At 71.9% G+C, this 19,201-nt stretch carries 12 protein-coding genes; 9 read left to right on the forward strand and 3 right to left on the reverse strand.

Features of this window, described 5'->3' with window-relative positions:
* Positions 1-18: 18 nt before the first annotated feature.
* On the reverse strand, positions 19-2,475 hold the full coding sequence (locus ACWDVW_RS09110) for a DEAD/DEAH box helicase (RefSeq protein ID WP_449946297.1): 2,457 nt from the start codon (positions 2,473-2,475) through the stop codon (positions 19-21).
* 138 nt (positions 2,476-2,613) lie between these two features.
* Between ACWDVW_RS09110 and ACWDVW_RS09115 the strand changes: the two genes are divergently transcribed.
* The 6 genes from ACWDVW_RS09115 to topA all read left to right on the forward strand — a co-directional run bounded on the left by ACWDVW_RS09115 (position 2,614) and on the right by topA (position 10,702).
* Complete coding sequence (locus tag ACWDVW_RS09115) at positions 2,614-2,955, forward strand: STAS domain-containing protein (RefSeq protein WP_131054046.1); 342 nt, start codon at positions 2,614-2,616, stop codon at positions 2,953-2,955.
* Positions 2,952-3,389 (forward strand): ATP-binding protein, encoded by a 438-nt coding sequence (locus ACWDVW_RS09120; RefSeq protein WP_449946299.1) that lies wholly within the window; start codon positions 2,952-2,954, stop codon positions 3,387-3,389. The genes ACWDVW_RS09115 and ACWDVW_RS09120 overlap by 4 nt, the downstream gene beginning before the upstream one ends.
* 384 nt (positions 3,390-3,773) lie before the next feature.
* Entirely contained in the window at positions 3,774-6,155 is a 2,382-nt protein-coding gene (locus ACWDVW_RS09125; protein ID WP_449946301.1) for a sodium-translocating pyrophosphatase, read from the forward strand.
* Between the two features lie 115 nt (positions 6,156-6,270).
* A complete protein-coding gene (locus ACWDVW_RS09130; RefSeq protein WP_396741075.1) occupies positions 6,271-6,816 on the forward strand; it encodes a hypothetical protein in 546 nt (181 codons plus the stop codon).
* Complete coding sequence (locus ACWDVW_RS09135) at positions 6,807-7,529, forward strand: hypothetical protein (RefSeq protein ID WP_449946303.1); 723 nt, start codon at positions 6,807-6,809, stop codon at positions 7,527-7,529. Before ACWDVW_RS09130 ends, ACWDVW_RS09135 begins: the two co-directional genes overlap by 10 nt.
* A gap of 302 nt (positions 7,530-7,831) precedes the next feature.
* On the forward strand, positions 7,832-10,702 hold the full coding sequence (topA, locus tag ACWDVW_RS09140; RefSeq protein WP_449946304.1) for a type I DNA topoisomerase: 2,871 nt from the start codon (positions 7,832-7,834) through the stop codon (positions 10,700-10,702).
* Between the two features lie 1,096 nt (positions 10,703-11,798).
* Here topA and ACWDVW_RS09145 read toward each other — a convergent pair.
* Positions 11,799-13,127: a D-arabinono-1,4-lactone oxidase gene (locus ACWDVW_RS09145; protein ID WP_449946306.1), complete on the reverse strand. Its 1,329-nt coding sequence runs from the start codon at positions 13,125-13,127 to the stop codon at positions 11,799-11,801.
* A gap of 223 nt (positions 13,128-13,350) precedes the next feature.
* Here ACWDVW_RS09145 and ACWDVW_RS09150 point away from each other — a divergent pair, with 223 nt between their 5' ends.
* Complete coding sequence (locus ACWDVW_RS09150) at positions 13,351-13,998, forward strand: TetR family transcriptional regulator (protein ID WP_449946534.1); 648 nt, start codon at positions 13,351-13,353, stop codon at positions 13,996-13,998.
* 121 nt (positions 13,999-14,119) lie between these two features.
* Here the strand turns inward: ACWDVW_RS09150 and ACWDVW_RS09155 are convergent, their stop codons facing one another.
* Positions 14,120-15,328, reverse strand: coding sequence for an amino acid deaminase/aldolase (locus ACWDVW_RS09155; RefSeq protein WP_449946307.1), 1,209 nt, complete (start codon positions 15,326-15,328; stop codon positions 14,120-14,122).
* 441 nt (positions 15,329-15,769) lie between these two features.
* Here ACWDVW_RS09155 and tmk point away from each other — a divergent pair, with 441 nt between their 5' ends.
* A complete protein-coding gene (gene tmk / locus ACWDVW_RS09160) occupies positions 15,770-17,830 on the forward strand; it encodes a dTMP kinase (RefSeq protein WP_449946536.1) in 2,061 nt (686 codons plus the stop codon).
* Positions 17,830-19,092 carry a DNA polymerase III subunit delta' gene (locus ACWDVW_RS09165; protein WP_449946309.1) on the forward strand — a complete coding sequence of 421 codons (1,263 nt, stop codon included), beginning with the start codon at positions 17,830-17,832 and terminating at the stop codon, positions 19,090-19,092. The genes tmk and ACWDVW_RS09165 overlap by 1 nt, the downstream gene beginning before the upstream one ends.
* Positions 19,093-19,201 lie beyond the last annotated feature (109 nt).

Here is a 19,201-nt window from a genome sequence, read left to right on the forward strand (position 1 = left end):
AGCGAGCGGATCTCATGCCTACCCGCTGAGAGCGACCGGCAGGTTCGCCAGCACCACGTCCAACACCCTGATCGCGTCCGGCTTGGACAGCGGGTTGTTGCCGTTGCCGCATTTCGGCGACTGGACGCAGGAGGGGCAACCGTGCTCGCAGCCGCATTCGGCGATCGCGTCCCGGGTGGCGCGCAGCCAGGACGACGCCATGCCGTACGCCCGCTCGGCGAAGCCCGCGCCGCCGGGGTGGCCGTCGTAGACGAATACCGTCGGGGCCTCGGTGTCCGGGTGCACCGCCGTCGACAGCCCACCGATGTCCCACCGGTCACAGGTGGCCACCAGCGGCAGCAGCCCGATCGCGGCGTGTTCGGCGGCGTGCAGCCCGCCCGGCACGTCGGCCGGGTCCACCCCGGCTGCCGCCAACGACTCGGGAGAGAGGGTGAACCAGACCGCGACGGTACGCAGCTCCCGCGCCGGCAGGTCCAGCGGACGGGTGTCGATCACCTCGCCGGTGGCGATCCGCCGCCGCTGGTACGACACCACCTGGCTGGTGACGTCCACCTCGCCGAGGAACAGTCCGACCGGTCCGGCGTCGACGTACGAGCGCACCGACACCACCGACAGTGAGGTGACGTCCCGCGCGTGGGTGGACCAGTCCGGTTCCTCGGGGTGCACCAGCGCGCACCCGTCGTCCAGATCGAGCGAGTCGACCACGTACGACACGCCCTGGTGCAGATAGACCGCGCCGGAGTGCAGCAGGAAGTGTGCCGAACCGCCGTCGACGGTGCCGAGCAGCCGGCCGGTCGCCGCCTCCACCACGCAGACCGGTGCGCCGCCGTCGCCGCGCAGGTCCACCTGGGGGCGCTCGCGGTGCCGCCAGTACCAGCCGGTCGGCCGCTGCCGCAGCGCGCCCGCCTCGACCAGCGCCGCGACCGTGTCCTTCGCGCCGTCACCGAACAGCGCCAGGTCGGCGTCGGTCAGCGGGGCCTCGGCCGCCGCGCAGGCCAACTGCGGCCCGAGCACGTACGCGTTCGCCGGGTCGAGCACGGTGGCCTCCACCGGTGCCCCGAACACCGCCTCCGGATGGTGCACCAGATAGGTGTCGAGCGGGTCGTCCCGGGCGATCAGCACGGCGAGCGCCTCCTGGCCGGATCGCCCGGCCCGCCCGGCCTGCTGCCACAGCGAGGCCCGGGTGCCCGGGTAGCCGCAGATCAGCACCGCGTCCAGGCCGATCAGGTCGACGCCCAGCTCCAGTGCGTTGGTCGAGGCGAGCCCGAGCAGGTCCCCGTGCAGCAGTGCGCGTTCCAGTTCCCGGCGTTCCTCGCGCAGGTAGCCGCCCCGGTACGCGGCGACCCGGTCGCCCAGCCCGGGGACCGCCTCGTCGAGGCTGCGTCGGGTGCTGGTGGCGACCACCTCGGCACCTCGGCGGGACCGGACGAAGGCCAGGGTGCGTACGCCGGAGGCGACGGTGTCGGCGAGCAGGTCGGCGGTCTCCCGCAACGCCGACCGTCGCACCTGGGTGAGGTCGGTCGCCTCGTGCGCGGGGCCGCCGGGAGGTGTGCCGGCGGGCGACGGGCCAGCGGGAGCGGCAGCGGAGTCGGCGGGTGCCGGGCGGGGGGAGGGGATCGCGGCCGGGTCGGGCGGGAGCAGGGGTGGCTCCCAGAGCGCGAAGGTCACCCCGGCTCTCGGTGAGGTGTCCTCGGTGACCGCCGTCACCGGCAGGCCGGTCAGTCGCCCGGCCGCGTCGGCGGGGTCGCCGGAGGTGGCCGAGGCGAGCACGACGGTCGGGCCGGGGTCGCCCGTGGCGGGGCGGTAGCGGGCGCACTGCCGCCGCAGCCGCCGCAGCACGTGGGCCACGTGCGAGCCGAACACGCCCCGGTAGACGTGGCACTCGTCGACCACCACGTACGCCAGGCGGCGCAGGAACCCCGACCACTGGGCGTGGCCGGGCAGGATGCCGTGGTGCAGCATGTCCGGGTTGGTCAGCACGAACCGGGAGTGGCGACGGATCCACTCGCGTTCGGCGCGCGGGGTGTCACCGTCGTAGCAGGACGGTCGTACGCCCTCGATCTCCAGCGTGGCGACGGCGCGTAACTGGTCGGCGGCGAGCGCCTTGGTCGGTGCCAGGTAGAGCACCGTGGCGCGCGGGTCGGCCAGCAGGGTGGACAGGGCAGGCAACTGGTACGCCAGCGACTTGCCGGACGCGGTGCCGGTGGCCACCACGACGTGCTGCCGGTCGTACGCGAGGTCGGCCGCCTCGGCCTGGTGCCGCCAGGGCGCCGTCACCCCACGTCGGGCGTACGCGGCACGCAGGTCCTCCGGTGCCCAGGCGGGCCACGGCACCGCGATCCCGGAGCGGGGTGGCACCCGCTCGACGTGGGTGATCGGGTCGGTGACGTGTCGCTGGCGCAGTCGGCGCAGCAGCTCGCCCGGCGGCGGTCGTTCCGGGCCGCTGCCGGCGGAGACGGGAGCTGCCGGGGTCACGTTCTGCACTCTCGCACTGGTGTTCGGAAATGGGAAATCGTCGCGTCTGCAGGTCGGAACCGGGTCCGTGAGTCGTCAGGCGCCTTCGGGGGTAATGGTTAGATGCCAGAGAGCTTACGGCTGCGCAAGGGAGGACCGATGGAGCTGTCGCTGGCGACCCGCACCGTGGGGGAGCACACGGTGCTCGAGGTCGGCGGTGAGGTGGATGTCTATACCGCCCCCCGACTGCGTGAGCGGCTTCTGGAGTTGATCGACTCCGGGGCCCGGCACGTGGTGGTCGATCTCGGCCGGGTGGACTTCCTCGACTCCACCGGCCTGGGTGTGCTGGTCGGCGCGCTCAAGCGCCTGCGGACCGCCGACGGCACCTTCTCGCTGGTCTGCGACAAGGAGCCGCTGCTCAAGATCTTCCGGATCACCGCGCTGGACCAGGTATTCCCGCTGCATCCCACGGTCGAAGCGGCGACCGGTACCGGCGCGTGATGGCGACGGTCCGGCTCTCCTTCTCCCCGGCGCCGGTGCACGTCCGCACCGCCCGCCTGGTCGGCGTGGCGGTGGCCCGACGGGCCGGTGTCCGCGAGGACCTGCTCGACGAGGTGCGCCTGGCCATCGGCGAGGCGTGCACCCGCGCGGTCGCCCTGCACCGCCAGTACGGCGTGCCCGATCCGGTGCTGGTCGAGATGTCCGACTCCGGGTCGTACGCGGTGCGGGTGGTGGACCGGGCGCCGATCGAGGCGAGCATCGGTCTCACCGCGCTCGACGCCGACCAGTTGGCCAACGAGTCCCTGGACGAGGACGACCTCACCACCGGTGTCGGATTCGCCCTGCTCGCCGGTTTCGTCGAGGACCTTCAGGTGCGGCCGGTCGACGAGGGCGTCGGCACCGAGGTGCGGATGGTCTGGCCGGTCGGTCGCTGACCGGTCGGCGCCGTCGGCGCCCGCGCATCAGATCAGCGCCGCGGAATGCGGCATTCGTGGCGCGGTGTCGTCGAATCATCGGGCTCGTATTCCCTGGGCTGGGAATGCGAGCCCGTTCGCATGGACCCGTTCCTATATCAGATTTCGTTTCATAACACAGCGACGAAGATCATCGGCCGATGGTGCCACCTCGGTGTGACCTCGAACACTGCGGAGGGCTACAGTACCCGGGTTGTCAGCAAGTGATCCACCGGGCAGCCAGCGCAGATGGGCGTCCGTCGCCGGTTTCCGCCGGGTGGGTGGCGCGCACTTGCGAATTCGCATACAGGCACCGGCCGGTGCGTCTCCATCGGCCGGTGCGTTGTTCGGCACAGGAGGACACAGATGTCCGACACCTTGGCCGCCGAGGGCGGCGGGATCTCCCTAACCGGAGCCAATGTCACGTACGTCGTCATCGCCGCGGTGATCGCGTTGGTCGCGCTCGCCTTCGCCGCCGCGTTGACGAAGACCGTGTTGGCCGCCGGCAAGGGCACCACCAACATGCAGGAGATCTCCGGGGCCGTGCAGGAGGGCGCCTCGGCCTACCTGATCCGGCAGTTCCGGACGCTGGCGATCTTCGTGGTGATCGCCGTGGTCCTGCTGTTCCTGCTGCCGGTGCACAACACCGACGGCAGCGAGACCGCGGTGAAGATCGGGCGTTCCCTCTTCTTCGTGGTCGGCGCGCTGTTCAGTGCCTTCATCGGTGGCGCCGGCATGTGGCTGGCCACCCGGGCCAACCTGCGCGTGGCCGCCGCCGCCCGGGAACGCGAAGGCGGCCGGGAAGCGGCCATGAAGATCGCCTTCCGGACCGGTGGCGTGGTCGGCTTCCTCACCGTCGGCCTCGGCCTCTTCGGTGCCGCGCTGGTCGTGCTGATCTTCCGGGGCGACGCGCCGACGGTGCTGGAGGGCTTCGGCTTCGGTGCCGCCCTGCTGGCCATGTTCATGCGGGTCGGCGGCGGCATCTTCACCAAGGCGGCCGACGTCGGCGCGGACCTGGTCGGCAAGGTCGAGCAGGGCATCCCCGAAGACGACCCGCGCAACGCCGCGACCATCGCCGACAACGTGGGCGACAACGTCGGTGACTGCGCCGGCATGGCCGCCGACCTGTTCGAGTCGTACGCGGTCACCCTGGTCGCGGCGCTCATCCTGGGCCGCGCCGCGTTCGGGACCGACGGCCTGGTGCTCCCGTTGATCATCTCCACCATCGGTGTGCTGGTCGCCATCATCGGCGTCTTCATCACCCGGCTGCGCGCGTCGGACCGTAACGCGCTGACCGCGATCAACCGGGCCTTCTACCTCTCCGCGCTGATCTCGGCGGTGCTGGTCGCGATCGCCACGGTCTTCTACCTCCAGCCCACCTGGGCCGCGCAGCTCGGCGACAACTGGCGGGAGAGCCTCGGCGTGGACGGCGGCGACCCGCCGTTCGGCCCGCGTGGCGTGGTGATCGGCGCGGTCGTCATCGGCATCGTCCTGGCCGCCGCGATCCAGGCGCTCACCGGCTACTTCACCGAGACCAACCGTCGGCCGGTGCAGGACATCGGCAAGAGCTCGCAGACCGGCGCGGCCACCGTCATCCTCGCCGGCATCAGCGTCGGCCTGGAGTCGGCGGTCTACTCGGCGCTGCTCATCGCCGCCGGTGTGTTCGGCGCCTTCCTGCTGGGCGGCGGCTCGATCACCCTCTCGCTGTTCGCGGTGGCGCTGGCCGGTACCGGTCTGCTCACCACCGTCGGCGTGATCGTCGCGATGGACACCTTCGGTCCGATCTCCGACAACGCCCAGGGCGTGGCCGAGATGTCCGGTGACATCGACGAGCACGGCGCCCGGACGCTGACCGAGCTGGACGCCGTCGGCAACACCACCAAGGCGATCACCAAGGGCATCGCGATCGCCACCGCCGTGCTGGCCGCGACCGCGCTCTTCGGTTCCTACACCGATTCACTGCGCAGCGCGTACGCCGACGCCGGAGTGGGCGACGTCGACGACATGATCCTCAACGCGCTGAACGTGGCCAACCCGCAGAACCTGGTCGGCCTGATCATCGGTGCGGCGGTGGTGTTCCTCTTCTCCGGCCTGGCCATCAACGCGGTGTCCCGCTCGGCCGGTGCCGTGGTGATGGAGGTCCGTCGGCAGTTCCGCGAGCTGCCCGGCATCATGGACCGCACCCAGCGGCCGGAGTACGGCAAGGTGGTCGACATCTGCACCCGGGACGCGCAGCGCGAGCTGCTGACCCCCGGTCTGCTGGCGATCCTGGCGCCGATCGCGGTCGGATTCGGCCTCGGGCCCGGCGCGCTGGCGTCGTACCTGGCCGGTGCGATCGGGGCGGGCACGCTGATGGCGGTCTTCCTGGCCAACTCCGGCGGTGCCTGGGACAACAGCAAGAAGATGGTCGAGGACGGCGCGTACGGCGGCAAGGGCTCCGAGGCGCACGAGGCGACCGTCATCGGCGACACCGTCGGCGACCCGTTCAAGGACACCGCCGGCCCCGCCATCAACCCGCTGCTCAAGGTGATGAACCTGGTCTCGCTGCTGATCGCGCCGGCCGTGGTGGCGTGGAGCGTCGGCGACGACCGCAATGTCGGCCTGCGGGTCGGTGTCGCGCTGGTGGCGACGCTGATCATCGTCGGGGCGGTGGTGTACAGCAAGCGCCAGAGCGTGGCGATGGACGAGGGCGACGATGCCGGTGGCACCGGCACCGCCGACCCGCGTCCGGAGGCGATCAAGGCCTGACGCCCGTCGGCACCGCGGTCCCCGGTCGGTTCGTCGCCGACCGGGGACCGCTCGCCTGTACGGCCCGTACACCTGACCGGTGCCGACTGCGAGGAGAAGCCGTACCCTGCAACGCATGCGTACCTGCCGGGCGGCGACCGCCGGAAAGCTCACGGTGGTCCTGGCTACGCTGGTCCTGCTGGCCGCCGCCTGCGGCTCCAGCGGTCCGAGTCCTCGGGCGTGGGCGGCGTCGGTGTGCACCGCGCTGAGCCCGTGGCGGGCCGAGATCAGCAAGTTGACCAGCAGCACCAACGAGCAGATGACCGCCCAGACCACCCCCGCGCAGGCCAAGGAGAACCTGGTTCGCCTCTTCGCCGGTGCCGAGGAGGCCAGTGAGACCGCGCGGCTCAAGGTGGAGCAGGCCGGGGTGCCCAAGGTCGAGCAGGGCGAGGAGGTCTCCGTCGGTTTCCGGGCCGCGCTCGCCTCGATGCGGGACGCCTACGGCCGGGCCCGCACCACCATCGACGGGCTCGGCATCGGGGAGGCCGGCGCCTTCTACGACGGCGTCCGGACCGCGGTGGAGACCCTCCAGCAGGAGTACGACGCCAGCGCGCTGGACACCAGCCGGCTCAACTCGGAGGAGTTGAAGCGCGCCTTCGACGAGGTACCTGAATGCCGTTGAGCGGTTCCGGAGAGACACCGGCGGCCACACCGCTGCCGGTGACCTTCCCGGTGCCCGACCCGGCGGGGTCCGCGACACGCCGACGCGGCGAGCCGGTCGAACGCCCTGCGGTGCCCGAGCGGGGCGCCACCGACGAGCGGCAACTGGTCTTCTTCGGCGCGGAGACCGGGGAGCCTGGCGTCGCCGACCTGGCCGGGCTGCTCGCCGGGCCGGGCGAGGTGCACCGGATGGGCGGGACCGCCCGCCTGACGGTGGAGGTGGACGCCGCCTGGCGGGTGCACGTGCTCGTCACCGAGCTGGGCCGTCGGGGCGTACGGACGACCTGGGAGCCGGCCGGGGACCGGCGGTACGCGGTGCGGACGGCGTACACCCGGACGATCGTGCCGCTGGCGGCGGCCTGGCTGCGCGGCCCGACCCAGTCCCCGCCCTCCGGTTTCCCGCTCGACGGCCGTCGGCTGCGGCTCTGGCTGGCCGCCGCCGGGGTGGCCGAAACGCCCGACTTCGTCCTTCAGCTCGGCGGCACCGATCCGGATCGGTGGGCGGCGGTCGGCGCGGCGCTGCACGCGGTCGGACTGACCGGCGAACTGCTCGCGCCGGCGGCGGGCGGACCGGCATACCGGATCGCCGGTCGACGCCGGTCGGCGCGGCTCGCGGAGCTGGTCGGCGAACGCCCGGACGCGGCACCGCCCGGCGCCTGGCCGACCCGCGACTGATCCGTCGCCGGCTGTCCGATCGAAGACAGCCGGGCGTCGGGGAACACAGGGAGAATCGGCCGGGTTGCACCTCCACCGAGGGGCCGCCCTGATCACAGTGACCCGTTCGATGCCCTACTCAGGGTGTACGGTGACGCCGTCCGGCGCGACCACAGATCGTCCCGAGCGAATTGCCGCCCGCGAAACCCGAAACACGGACGGCGCGTTACGTTGGACATCCGGACCGCTGGGTATCGGTGGGTCGAGTGCGCCCGGAACTGGGCGCTGGTGCGGCCCTGAGCAGGAAAGAGGTCGAAGCAGACGTGCCGAGCAAAGCTGGAACCACCCGTCTGGTCATCGTCGAGTCCCCGGCGAAGGCCAAGACGATCTCGGGCTACCTCGGCCCGGGGTACGTCGTGGAGGCCAGCTTCGGGCATGTCCGCGACCTGCCGCGTAACGCCGCCGACGTGCCCGCCAAGTACAAGGGCGAGTCCTGGGCCCGGCTCGGTGTCGACGTCGACAACGGCTTCCACGCCCTCTACGTCGTCTCCGCCGACCGCAAGCAGCAGATCAGCAAGCTGACCAAGCTGGCCAAGGAGGTCGACGAGATCTTCCTGGCGACGGACGAGGACCGCGAGGGCGAGGCGATCGCCTGGCACCTGGTCGAGACGCTCAAGCCGAAGGTGCCGGTCCGGCGGATGGTCTTCCACGAGATCACCAAGCCGGCGATCCAGGCGGCGGTGGCCAACCCCCGGGAGATCGACCGCGACCTGGTCGACGCCCAGGAGGCCCGGCGCATCCTCGACCGCCTCTACGGCTACGAGGTCTCCCCGGTGCTGTGGAAGAAGGTCATGCCGAGGCTCTCGGCGGGCCGGGTGCAGTCCGTGGCGACCCGGATCGTGGTCGAGCGGGAGCGGCAGCGGATGGCCTTCCGCACCGCTGAATACTGGGACATCCTGGCCACGCTCGCCGTGACGAACGCCGGTGAGGGGCCGCGCACCTTCAACGCCACCCTGGTCGCGCTCAACGGTGACCGGATCGCCACCGGCAAGGACTTCGAGCCCACCACCGGCCGGGTCAAGCCCGGTGCCGGCGTGGTGCACCTGGACGAGAGCGGCGCGCGGGGGCTCGCCGCCCGACTCGACGGGCGGCCGTTCACCGTCACCCGGGTCGAGGAGAAGCCGTACCGTCGCCGCCCGTACGCGCCCTTCATCACCTCCACGCTCCAGCAGGAGGCGGCCCGCAAGCTGCGGTTCTCGTCGCAGCAGACGATGCGGACCGCGCAGCGGCTCTACGAGAACGGCTACATCACCTACATGCGTACCGACTCGGTGAGCCTGTCGGACACCGCCATCACGGCGGCCCGCCGACAGATCGTCGAGCTGTACGGCGAGCGCAGCGTGCCGCCGGAGCCGCGCCGCTACACCGGCAAGGTGAAGAACGCGCAGGAGGCGCACGAGGCGATCCGCCCGGCCGGGGACAACTTCCGCACCCCGGGCGAGGTGGCCAAGGAGCTGTCGGCCGAGGAGTTCAAGCTCTACGAGCTGATCTGGCGGCGCACCATCGCCTCGCAGATGACCGACGCGGTCGGATCCAGCGTCTCGGTCCGGATCCGGGCCACCACCACCGGTGGCGAGGAGGCCGACTTCGGCGCCACCGGCAAGACCATCACCGACCCGGGCTTCCTGCGCGCGTACGTCGAGTCCAGCGACGACGAGAACGCCGAGGCCGAGGACGCCGAGCGTCGGCTGCCCAATCTGGTCAAGGACCAGCCGCTGACCGCCGACCAGTTGGCGGCGCAGGGCCACCACACCCAGCCGCCCGCCCGGTACACCGAGGCGTCGCTGGTCAAGGCGCTGGAGGAGCTGGGCATCGGCCGCCCCTCCACGTACGCCTCGATCATGCAGACCATCCAGGACCGCGGGTACGTGGTGAAGCGCGGGCAGGCGATGATCCCGTCGTTCCTCGCGTTCGCGGTGATCGGGCTGATGGAGCGGCACTACCCGCGCCTGATCGACTACGACTTCACGGCCAGCATGGAGAACGAGCTGGACGAGATCGCCGGTGGTGACCACGCGGCCGTCGACTTCCTCACCGCGTTCTACTTCGGCACCACCAACGGTGCCGGCGACCAGGACATCGCCCGCTCCGGCGGGCTCAAGAAGCTGGTCACCGAGAACCTCAGCGACATCGACGCGCGCAGCGTCAACTCGATCCCGCTCTTCAGCGACGACGAGGGACGTGAGGTCGTGGTGCGGGTCGGCCGGTACGGGCCGTACCTCCAGCGTCGGGTGCCCGGCGAGGAGCAGGCACCGGTCGCCGAGGGCGAGGAGGGCGCGGCCCCGGGCGACCGGGCGCCGATCCCCGAGGGCCTCGCGCCGGACGAGCTGACCCCGGAGAAGGTCCACGAGCTGTTCCTCGGCGGCGGAGGCGAGCGCAAGCTCGGCGACGACCCGGCGACGGGCGAGCCGATCCTGCTCAAGTCCGGCCGCTTCGGCCCGTACGTGGCCAGTGGCGACCGCAAGTCCTCGCTGCTGCGCTCGCAGTCCCCGGACTCGCTCACCTTCGACGAGGCGCTCAAGCTGCTCAGCCTGCCCCGGGTGATCGGGGTGGCGCCGGACGGCGGCGAGGTGGTGGCCAACAACGGCCGCTACGGCCCGTACGTCAAGCAGGGCGACGAGTTCCGTTCGCTGGACTCGGAAGACAAGATGTTCACCGTCACGCTGGACGAGGCGCTGGCCCTGCTGGCCGCCCCGAAGAACCGGCAACGGCGGGCCGCCGCGCCGCCGCTGCGCGAGATGGGCGCCGACCCGCTGACCGAGAAGCCGCTGGTCATCAAGGACGGCCGGTTCGGCCCGTACGTCACCGACGGGGAGACGAACGCCTCGCTGCGACGCGGCCAGACCCCGGAGGCACTGACCCTGGAGGAAGCCTCCGAGATGCTCGCGGAGAAGCGGGCGAAGGGTCCGGCGCCGAAGAAGAAGGCCGCCGCCAAGAAGGCACCCGCCAAGAAGGCGCCCGCAAAGGCCGGTGCCACCAAGGCCGCTGCCTCGAAGTCCACCGCCTCGAAGTCCACCGCCACCAAGGCCGCCGCCTCGAAGACGGCGTCGAAGGCAGCAGCCTCGAAGGCCGCACCGAGGAAGGCGGCGCCGAAGAAGGCCACCGCCGCCAAGAAGGCACCAGCCGCCGACTGACTTCGTCCCGCGCTGGCCTCGTCTCGCGACTGCCCTCGTCTCGCGACTGGCTTCGTCTCGCGACTGGCCTCGTCCGTCGCTGACGGAGGGCTGGTCGAAGGAGCTGGGCTGACCGTAGGACCTACGGCTGACCAGCCGCTTCAGACATCGCTGCCCTACTCATCCCGGCCACCTGTCTTGCCTGCCGCCGCCACTCCATCTCGACCTGTATGGACAACCACGAGATCTTGGGGCCGGCTCGGTGGTGTGCTCGTGATCCCGGGGAGGGTGGGTAGATCTCTTGTCGCTCCGACGACAACAGATCTACCCACCGCCCTATATCGGGGGCGACAGACCTCGATCCGCTAGCCATGAACTAACCGAGTGCTGGCGCAGAGCTGGACAGGCTCAGAGTTGGCCGGTCCGAACGCAGCGCAGGCGCAGGACCGGGCTGGACTGGACGAGGCTGCGGCACGGGTAGACGACCAGCCCTCTCCCCACGGCCCGTCCCCGGTCAGGGCGGCACTCCCCACAGACCGTCCCCGTGCTGGGCGACGCACCCCCGACGGGCTGAGCCCACCGGAGTTGATCAAGGAGTTTGCGCCCTCAGACCTGCCCCTCCGAGACCAAAACTCCTTGATCAACGCGGGCGTCAGCGTGTGGGCGGTGCGCTTGCGCGTGGGCGCGGCAAGATCCGCGCAACTTCATGGATGCTGCTGGCTCCGAGGGGGCTTGAGGCGGCAGTATCCATGAAGTTGTGCGGATTATGAGGGGACGCGAGGGGGTGTGCGGCCACGGTGCGCGCCGTCGGACCGTCCCCGGGCGGCACGCACGCTCCCCGGGCGACGCGCATGGCGCCCGGGCGGCGCGCATGGTCCCCGGGCGGCGCGCAGGGTCTCGATCTTGGGACGGAAGTGCCCTTCCGAGGGCGTTTTCGTCCTGGATCGGTTTCGGCGAGATCGCAATCGACCAAGTCCCGTCCCGTGTAGATCGCACCTCTTCAGCATCGCGAACTGTCAGGATCGGTCGCGATCTTGGTGCGAGAGCGCCCTCCGAGGAAGGACGTTGACGCACCAAGATCGCTCAGCTCGCCGGGATCGGTCGGTGGGTGGGTCGTTCAGGTCGTGGGGTGGCGGCCCAGCAGGGTGTCCAGGTAGGGGGTGGTGAAGGTTCGATGTGGGTCGAGCCGGGCGCGGACCTGCTGGAACTCCGACCAGCGCGGATAGGCGTCGGCCAGCGAGTCGGCGCCGCGCCAGTGCAGCTTGCCCCAGTGCGGGCGTCCGGTCAGGGCGGTCGCCACCTGCTCGAAGGCCCGGAAGTACGGCTCGTACGGCATGCCGACGTACTGGTGCACCGCGATGTACGCCGACTCGCGGCCGTACGAGTGCGACAGCCAGATGTCGTCGGCGGCGGTGAAGCGGACCTCGATCGGGAACAGCACCTTGAACGGCAGACCGTCGATGATCCGGCGTAGCGCGTCCAGTGCCTCGGGGAGGGCGTCGCGCGGGAGTGCGTACTCCATTTCGGTGAAGCGGACCCGGCGCGGGGTGCAGAAGACCGTGTCGGAGCGGCCGGTGTAGGCCCGCTCGCTGAGTACCCGCGCGCTGACGGCGCTGATCGGTGGGGCCAGGGCCGGTGCGGCGCGGCCGAGCCGGCAGGCGGCGGCGAAGACGCTGTTGGCCATGAAGTCGTCGTCCAGCCAACTGCGCCAGCGGGGCAGCGGTCGGTCGTCGGCGGTGGTCCGGTCGTTGGTCTTGAGCTGCACCCGGGTGGTGTACGGGAACCAGAAGAACTCGACGTGGTCGTGCCGCCCGATCAGGTCGGGTAGTCCGGTGAGCACGGTGTCCAGGTGTTCGGGTCGTTCGTGGGCCCGCAGCACGAAGGCGTCCACACAGCGCAGGGTGACCTCGACCAGGACGCCGAGGGCGCCGAGTGAGATCCGGGCCGCGTCGAACACGTCGGGGTGTTGCTCGGGGGAGCAGTGCAGGATCTCGCCGGTGCCGGTGACCAGGGTCAGCGCCTCGACGAAGGTGGCCAGTCCGCCGTATCCGGCGCCGGTGCCGTGGGTGCCGGTGGAGATCGCGCCGGCCACGGTCTGCGCGTCGACGTCGCCGAGGTTCGGCAGCGCCAGGTGGTGCGTGGCGAGCAGTGAGTTCAGTTCCCGCAGCGTCATCCCGGCCGGTACGGTGACCTGGCGTCGATCGGTGTTCACGCGTACGTCGACGGCTAGTCGGCTCAGGTCCATCCGCCGGCCGTCGGCGACCGCGACGGGGGTGAAGGAGTGTCCACTGCCGACCGGCCGGATCCGTTCATCGGCGGCGGTGGCGGAGCGCACCTGCTCGGCGACCTCGGCGGCGGATGTCGGGCGCAGGACGGCGGTCGCCACGCTGTGCTGGTTACCGCCCCAGTTGGACCAGGCGGTGGGGGTGCGTCCGGTGCCGACCATGGCGTGCTCCTCAAGATGAATATGAACCGAGTTCATATCAGGAACGTTCTTCCTGGTAAATACCGCAATCGAGGTCCGCTCGTTGTACCGGTAGTCACGAACTCGTGACGTGCAGATATGTTCATCCGTCGAAGGGGGGTGGCGAGTGTCAACTTCAGCCGCCACGACCGGCCCACTGCGTCGCGTACCAGTGCAGGGCCGTAGTGTCGCGCGCGTCCAGCGGATGCTGGACGCCTGCGCCGAGCTCGTCGACGAGGTGGGGTACGAAGGGCTGACCACCACCTTGCTCGCCGAGCGGGCCGAGGTGGCGATCGGATCGGTCTACCAGTTCTTTCCGGACAAGCGGGCGATCGTGCAGGCGCTCACGCTGCGCACGATGGAGTCCTACCTCCAGCGGCTCGACGAACGCTTCGCCTCGGACGACCTGACACACTGGTGGGACGGGGTCGACGCGGGCATCGACGAGTACATCACGATGCACCGCACCGTTCCCGGCTTCCGTACCTTGCACTTCGGCGACGTGGTCGACCTGCATCTGCTCGATGAGCAGCGCGACAACAACGGGGTGATCGCCGACCAACTGGCCCGGGTGCTCACCGAGCGGTTCGGGCTCGCCGACGTTCCCGACCTGCGTTTCCACCTGGAGATCGCGGTGGAGGCGGCGGACTCCCTGATCAAGCTGGCGTTCCGGCGCACGTCGGACGGTGACGACCGGGTGCTGACCGAGGCCAAGGCGCTGATCCGGGAGTACCTGCACCGTCAGATGGAGGCGCGGGGCGACACCGGCCGCCGGCCGGTCGGGCAGCCCGCCAAGCCGGGCGACGACCAGATCGCCGAGTCCGCCGAGTCGTCGGCCAAGCAGCCCGCCTGATCTCATCCGACCCGGCGACGCAGCCCGCGGGGAACCCGCCCGGCCCGCCGGATCGGCAGCTCCGAGCACACCTCGCCACGACTGCGGCGGAGAACCTCGCCGTGGTCCCGGTGTGGCCTGCTCAGAGGAAGGCGTGTCCCTCGCCCCGGTAGGTCGGTGCGGTGCCCACCACGTGATCGCCGTCGACCAGGTGCAGCTCGTTCACCCGTTCGCACAGCTCGCCGGACTTGGCGTGGCGGAACCAGACCCGGTCCCCGACGCGCAGGGTGGCGGCCAGCGTACCGGTCAGCGGGGTCTGCACCTCACCGGCACCCTCGGCGCCGAGCAGCTTGAGGCCGGTCGGCAGCCACGGGCGGGGCAGCCGGCTGTCGGCGGCGGAACCGGAGGCGATCCAGCCGCCGCCGAGCACGGTGGCCAGGTCGGGTGCCGGTCGGCGGACCACCGCGCAGGCGAAGAACGCCGCCGGGGTGGGCCGCCAGATGCGGTACGCGTCGAACAGCGTCGGCCCGTACAGGCCCGATCCCGCGGTGACCTCGGTGACCGCGGGATCGGCGCTGGTGGCGGCCACGCTGCCGGTCCCGCCGCCGTTGACGAACTCCAGGTCGGCGTGTTCGCGTACCGCGGCCACCGCCGCACCCCGGCGGGCCAGCAACTCGCGGTACGACCCGCGCTGGGCCACCCGGATCGCGGCGCCGAGCACCGCCTGCCCCGGCGGGGCGTCGCCCAGGCCGGCGATCTGTGCCTCGTACGACATCAGGCCGACCAGCCGGAATCCGGTTCGTCGGGCGACGGTGGCGGCGAGTCGGCCGGCCGCCCGGGCGGTGTGCACCGGTGAGCGGCGGACCCCGACGTGCACCCGGCCGCCCAGCAGTCGCCACGAGGCGTCCAGATCGAGGCAGACGCGCAGCTCCGGGCGGTGGCCCGGGGCGGTCACCGTGTCATAGAAGTCGAGCTGGTCGGCGTCGTCGACCATCAGCGTGATCGCCGCCGCCAGCGCCGGATCGGCGGCCAGCTCGGCGAGTGCCCCCCGGTCGGCGGTCGGGTACGCCACCAGCACGTCGGCGGTGACCCCGGTCCGGACCAGCCAGATCGCCTCGGGCAGCGTGAACGCCATCACCGACCGCCAGCCCGGCCGGGCCAGCGCGCGGGCGATCAGGTCCCGGCAGCGCAGCGACTTGCTGGCGATCCGCAGCGGCTTGCCGGCGACCCGCGAGGTCAACGCGGCGGCGTTGTCGTCGAAGGCCGTGAGATCCACCACCGCGTACGGGGGGTCGAGGTGCGCGGTCGCCCGGTCCAGCCGGTGGCGCAGGTTATCGCTGTCGGTGGCCACGTGTGCACGCTAACTGTGAAACGGTGAATGCGAAACACCCTCGCATCTGACCGGCCGGGATCGGGTTGGCAACCGCGTCCTAGGCTCGGCGAGCAGGTGATGCGCGACGGGAGAGGTCCCCGTCGGGACTAGAGTGTTCCACCGGGGGTGCCCAGCGATGGGCCGGCACGTGGAGGTACGGCCATCGAAAGCCAGTTCAACGGCGAGTCGTCCGGCGTGTCGCCGTCCACGGACCAGCCCGCCGGGACATCCGGCCGGGACACGACCGGCTTACCCGGCGGCGGTGCCGCCGGCCAGACCGCCGACCCGAAGAGTGCACCGGGCGGGCCCACCGGCCAGACCGCCGACTCGAAGAGCCCACCCGCCGCCCAGGCCGATCTGTCCGGCTACGGCGCGATCCGCTCGGTGCTGCGCATCCGCCCGTTCCGTCGGCTCTGGATCGTGCTCGGTGCCGCCTCGTTCGGCGACTGGCTCGGCCTGCTCGCCACCAGTGTCTTCGCCGCCGCGCAGGTGGAGGGGAGCACCGCCAAGGGAGCGGCGTTCGGTGGCGTGATCGCCATCCGGCTGCTGCCCGCACTGCTGCTCGGCCCGTTCGCCGGGGTGCTCGCCGACCGGTTCGACCGCCGCTGGACCATGGTCATCTGCGACGTCCTGCGGTTCGTGCTGTTCGCCTCCATCCCGCTGTACGCACTCACCGGTGCCAGCGGCGCGCGGGTGGTGAGCTGGGCGGCGATCGCCACGTTCCTGATCGAGACGGTCACCCTGCTCTGGATCCCGGCCAAGGAGGCCGCGGTCCCGAACCTCATCCCCCGGGCCCGGCTGGAGACCGCCAACCAGCTCACCCTGATCACCACGTACGGCCTCACCCCGGTCTTCGCCGCGATCGTGCTCTCCTCGCTCGACGGCGTCATCCGGGGGGCCACCGGCGGCGAGATGCCCTCCTGGGCCGAACCGGCCCAGCTCGCGCTCTGGTTCAACGCGTTCTCCCGGCTCGCCACCGCCCTGGTGGTGGCGTTCGGCATCAAGGAGATCAGCCAGGGCCAGACCGACGAGCAGGACCGCACCGAGCAGAGCATGCTGCGCCAGTTCGCCGAGGGCTGGCGGTTCATCGGGCAGACCCCGCTGGTACGCGGGCTGGTCCTGGGCATCCTCGGCGCCTTCGCCGGCGGCGGCATCGTGATCGGTACCGCCCGGTTCTTCGCCGCCTCGCTCGGCGCCGGTGACGCCGCGTTCTACCTGCTGTTCGGCGCGATCTTCGTGGGCCTCGCCCTCGGCATCGGGCTCGGCCCGATGATCGTCCGGGACATGTCCCGGCGGCGCTGGTTCGGCATGAGCATCGTGCTGGCCAGCGCCTCGGTGATGACGCTGGCCTTCGCCTTCCACCTGTCCATGGCGCTGGTCGGCGCGATCCTGGTCGGCGCCGGGGCCGGCATGGCCTTCCTCTCCGGCACCACGCTGCTCGGCGGCGAGGTCGCCGACGAGGTACGCGGCCGGGTCTTCGCGGTGGTGCAGATCGGTACCCGGCTGGTGCTGATCCTGGCCATCGCGCTGGGCAGCCTGCTCGCCGGAGTCGGCGGCTCCCGTACGTTCGAGATCGCCGACCTGGGCATCTCGGTCTCCTCGACGCGGCTGCTGCTGCTCGTCGCCGGTGCCGCCGGGATCTTCGCCGGGATCAGCGCGTTCGGGCAGATGGACGACAAGAAGGGCGTACCGGTCCTGGCCGACCTGTGGGGGTCGATCCGGGGCCGCCCGCTGATGCCGGCCGAGCCGTTCGTCTCGGCCGGGCTCTTCGTGGTCTTCGAGGGCGGCGAGGGCGCGGGCAAGTCGACCCAGCTCGCCCAGCTCGCCGAGCGGCTGCGCGGCGACGGGCGGGACGTGGTGGTGACCCGGGAACCGGGCGCGACCGCCGTCGGCTCCCGGATCCGGTCGATGGTGCTGGACACCACCGGCGACGAGGCGCCCTCACCGCGCGCCGAGGCCCTGCTCTACGCCGCCGACCGGGCCCACCACGTGGCCACCGTGGTCCGTCCCGCCCTGGTCCGGGGCGCGGTGGTGATCAGTGACCGGTACGTCGACTCGTCCCTGGCATACCAGGGCGCCGGTCGTACCCTGCCGGTCGACGAGGTCTCCTGGCTCTCCTCCTGGGCCACCGGTGGGCTCAAGCCCGACCTGGTGGTGCTGCTCGACGTCGACCCGCGGACCGGGCTGTCCCGGGTGGCCGCGCGGAGCCAGGCCGCCGACCGGCTGGAGGCCGAGTCGGTCACCTTCCACGAGCGGGTCCGGTACGCCTTCCTCGACCTGGCCGCCGCCGACCCCAAGCGGTACCTGGTGCTCGACGGCGCCCGTCCGGCCGAGGAGATCGCCGAGCGGGTGGCCCGCCGGGTGGAGGAGCTGCTCGGTGCCCCCGGCGGCATCAACCACCCGGACCCGGCGAACGGCCCGGACACCTCGGTCCAGCCCGAGTTATCCCCATCGGAGCTGGTGACGACGGAGCGAAGTTGATGCCGGACGCCTTCGCCGACCTGGTCGGGCAGGACGAGGCGGTGGAGACGCTGCGGCGTGCGGCGTCGGCCGCCGCCGCGGTGCTGCGCGCCGCCGACGGCCCGGACACCACCGAGCCGACGGTGTCCCCGGACGGCCCGGACGAGGGCGACGGTACGGCCCCGGGGACCGACCCGGGCGCGGGGATGACCCATGCGTGGATCTTCACCGGGCCGCCGGGATCGGGGCGGTCGGTGGCGGCACGCGCCTTCGCCGCCGCGTTGCAGTGCGTTCACGGCACCGGCTGCGGCACCTGCCCGGGGTGCCACACCACGCTCGCCGGCACCCACGCCGACGTGCGGCTGGTGGTGCCCGAGGGACTCTCCATCGGCGTCAACGACATGCGGGCGCTGGTGCTCCGGGCGGCCAGCACCCCGTCCGGCGGGCGTTGGCAGGTGGTGATCATCGAGGACGCCGACCGGTTGACCGAGGCGGCCGGCAACGCGCTGCTCAAGGCCGTGGAGGAACCGCCGCCCCGGACGGTCTTCCTGCTCTGCGCGCCGTCCACCCACCCGGACGACATCTCGGTGACCATCCGGTCGCGCTGCCGGGTCGTACCGCTGCGACAGCCGTCCGCCGAGGCGGTCGCCGAGGTGCTGGTACGCCGCGACGGCATCGCGCCCGACGTGGCCCGGTGGGCGGCGGCGGCCACCCAGGGGCACGTGGGGCGGGCCCGGCGGCTGGCCGGCGATCCGCAGGCCCGGTCGCGGCGGGACGCGGTGCTCGCGGTGCCGCGTCGGCTGACCGGGGTGGGTGCCGCGTTCGACGCGGCGTCCGCGCTGATCGAGGCGGCCGAGGCGGAGGCCGGGGCGTCCGTGGCCGAGCTGGACGCGGCGGAGCGTGCCGCCCTGGAGACCGCGCTCGGTGCGGGCGGCACCGGCCGGGGTGCGGCGGGCGCCGCCCGGGGTTCCGCCGGCCAGTTGAAGGAGCTGGAACGGCGCCAGAAGTCCCGGGCGACCCGGGCCCAGCGGGACGCGCTGGACCGGGCCCTGGTCGACCTGGCCGCCTTCTACCGGGACGCACTCGCCGTCGCCTGGGCGGCGCCGGTGGCGCCGGTGCACACCGACACCACCGACCTGGCCGACGCCGGTGCCCGCAAGTGGCAGGCGGAGGGGGCGCTGCGCCGTCTGGAGGCGGTGCTCGCCTGCCGGTCCGCGATCGAGGCCAACGTCAAGCCCCGGATCGCGGTCGAGTCGATGATGCTCGCCCTCTGGAAGGGCTGACTCCCACGCACCACCGGATGCCGAGTCCTGACGGAGCGGTCAGCTCCGGGATCCGCACAGGCATCGACACGCCCAATTCTGGTGCGGTACGGTCCGGTGTGCCGTGGTG

It is taken from the genome of Micromonospora sp. NPDC003241, from assembly GCF_053589795.1.

Bases quoted from the DNA above. Each gene is read 5' to 3' on its own strand.
- ACWDVW_RS09165 (WP_449946309.1), top strand. From the start codon at position 17,830: ATGCCGGACGCCTTCGCCGACCTGGTCGGGCAGGACGAGGCGGTGGAG.
- ACWDVW_RS09130 (WP_396741075.1), top strand. From the start codon at position 6,271: ATGCGTACCTGCCGGGCGGCGACCGCCGGAAAGCTCACGGTGGTCCTG.
- ACWDVW_RS09115 (WP_131054046.1), top strand. From the start codon at position 2,614: ATGGAGCTGTCGCTGGCGACCCGCACCGTGGGGGAGCACACGGTGCTC.
- ACWDVW_RS09135 (WP_449946303.1), top strand. From the start codon at position 6,807: ATGCCGTTGAGCGGTTCCGGAGAGACACCGGCGGCCACACCGCTGCCG.
- ACWDVW_RS09150 (WP_449946534.1), top strand. From the start codon at position 13,351: ATGCTGGACGCCTGCGCCGAGCTCGTCGACGAGGTGGGGTACGAAGGG.
- ACWDVW_RS09125 (WP_449946301.1), top strand. From the start codon at position 3,774: ATGTCCGACACCTTGGCCGCCGAGGGCGGCGGGATCTCCCTAACCGGA.
- ACWDVW_RS09145 (WP_449946306.1), bottom strand. From the start codon at position 13,127: ATGGTCGGCACCGGACGCACCCCCACCGCCTGGTCCAACTGGGGCGGT.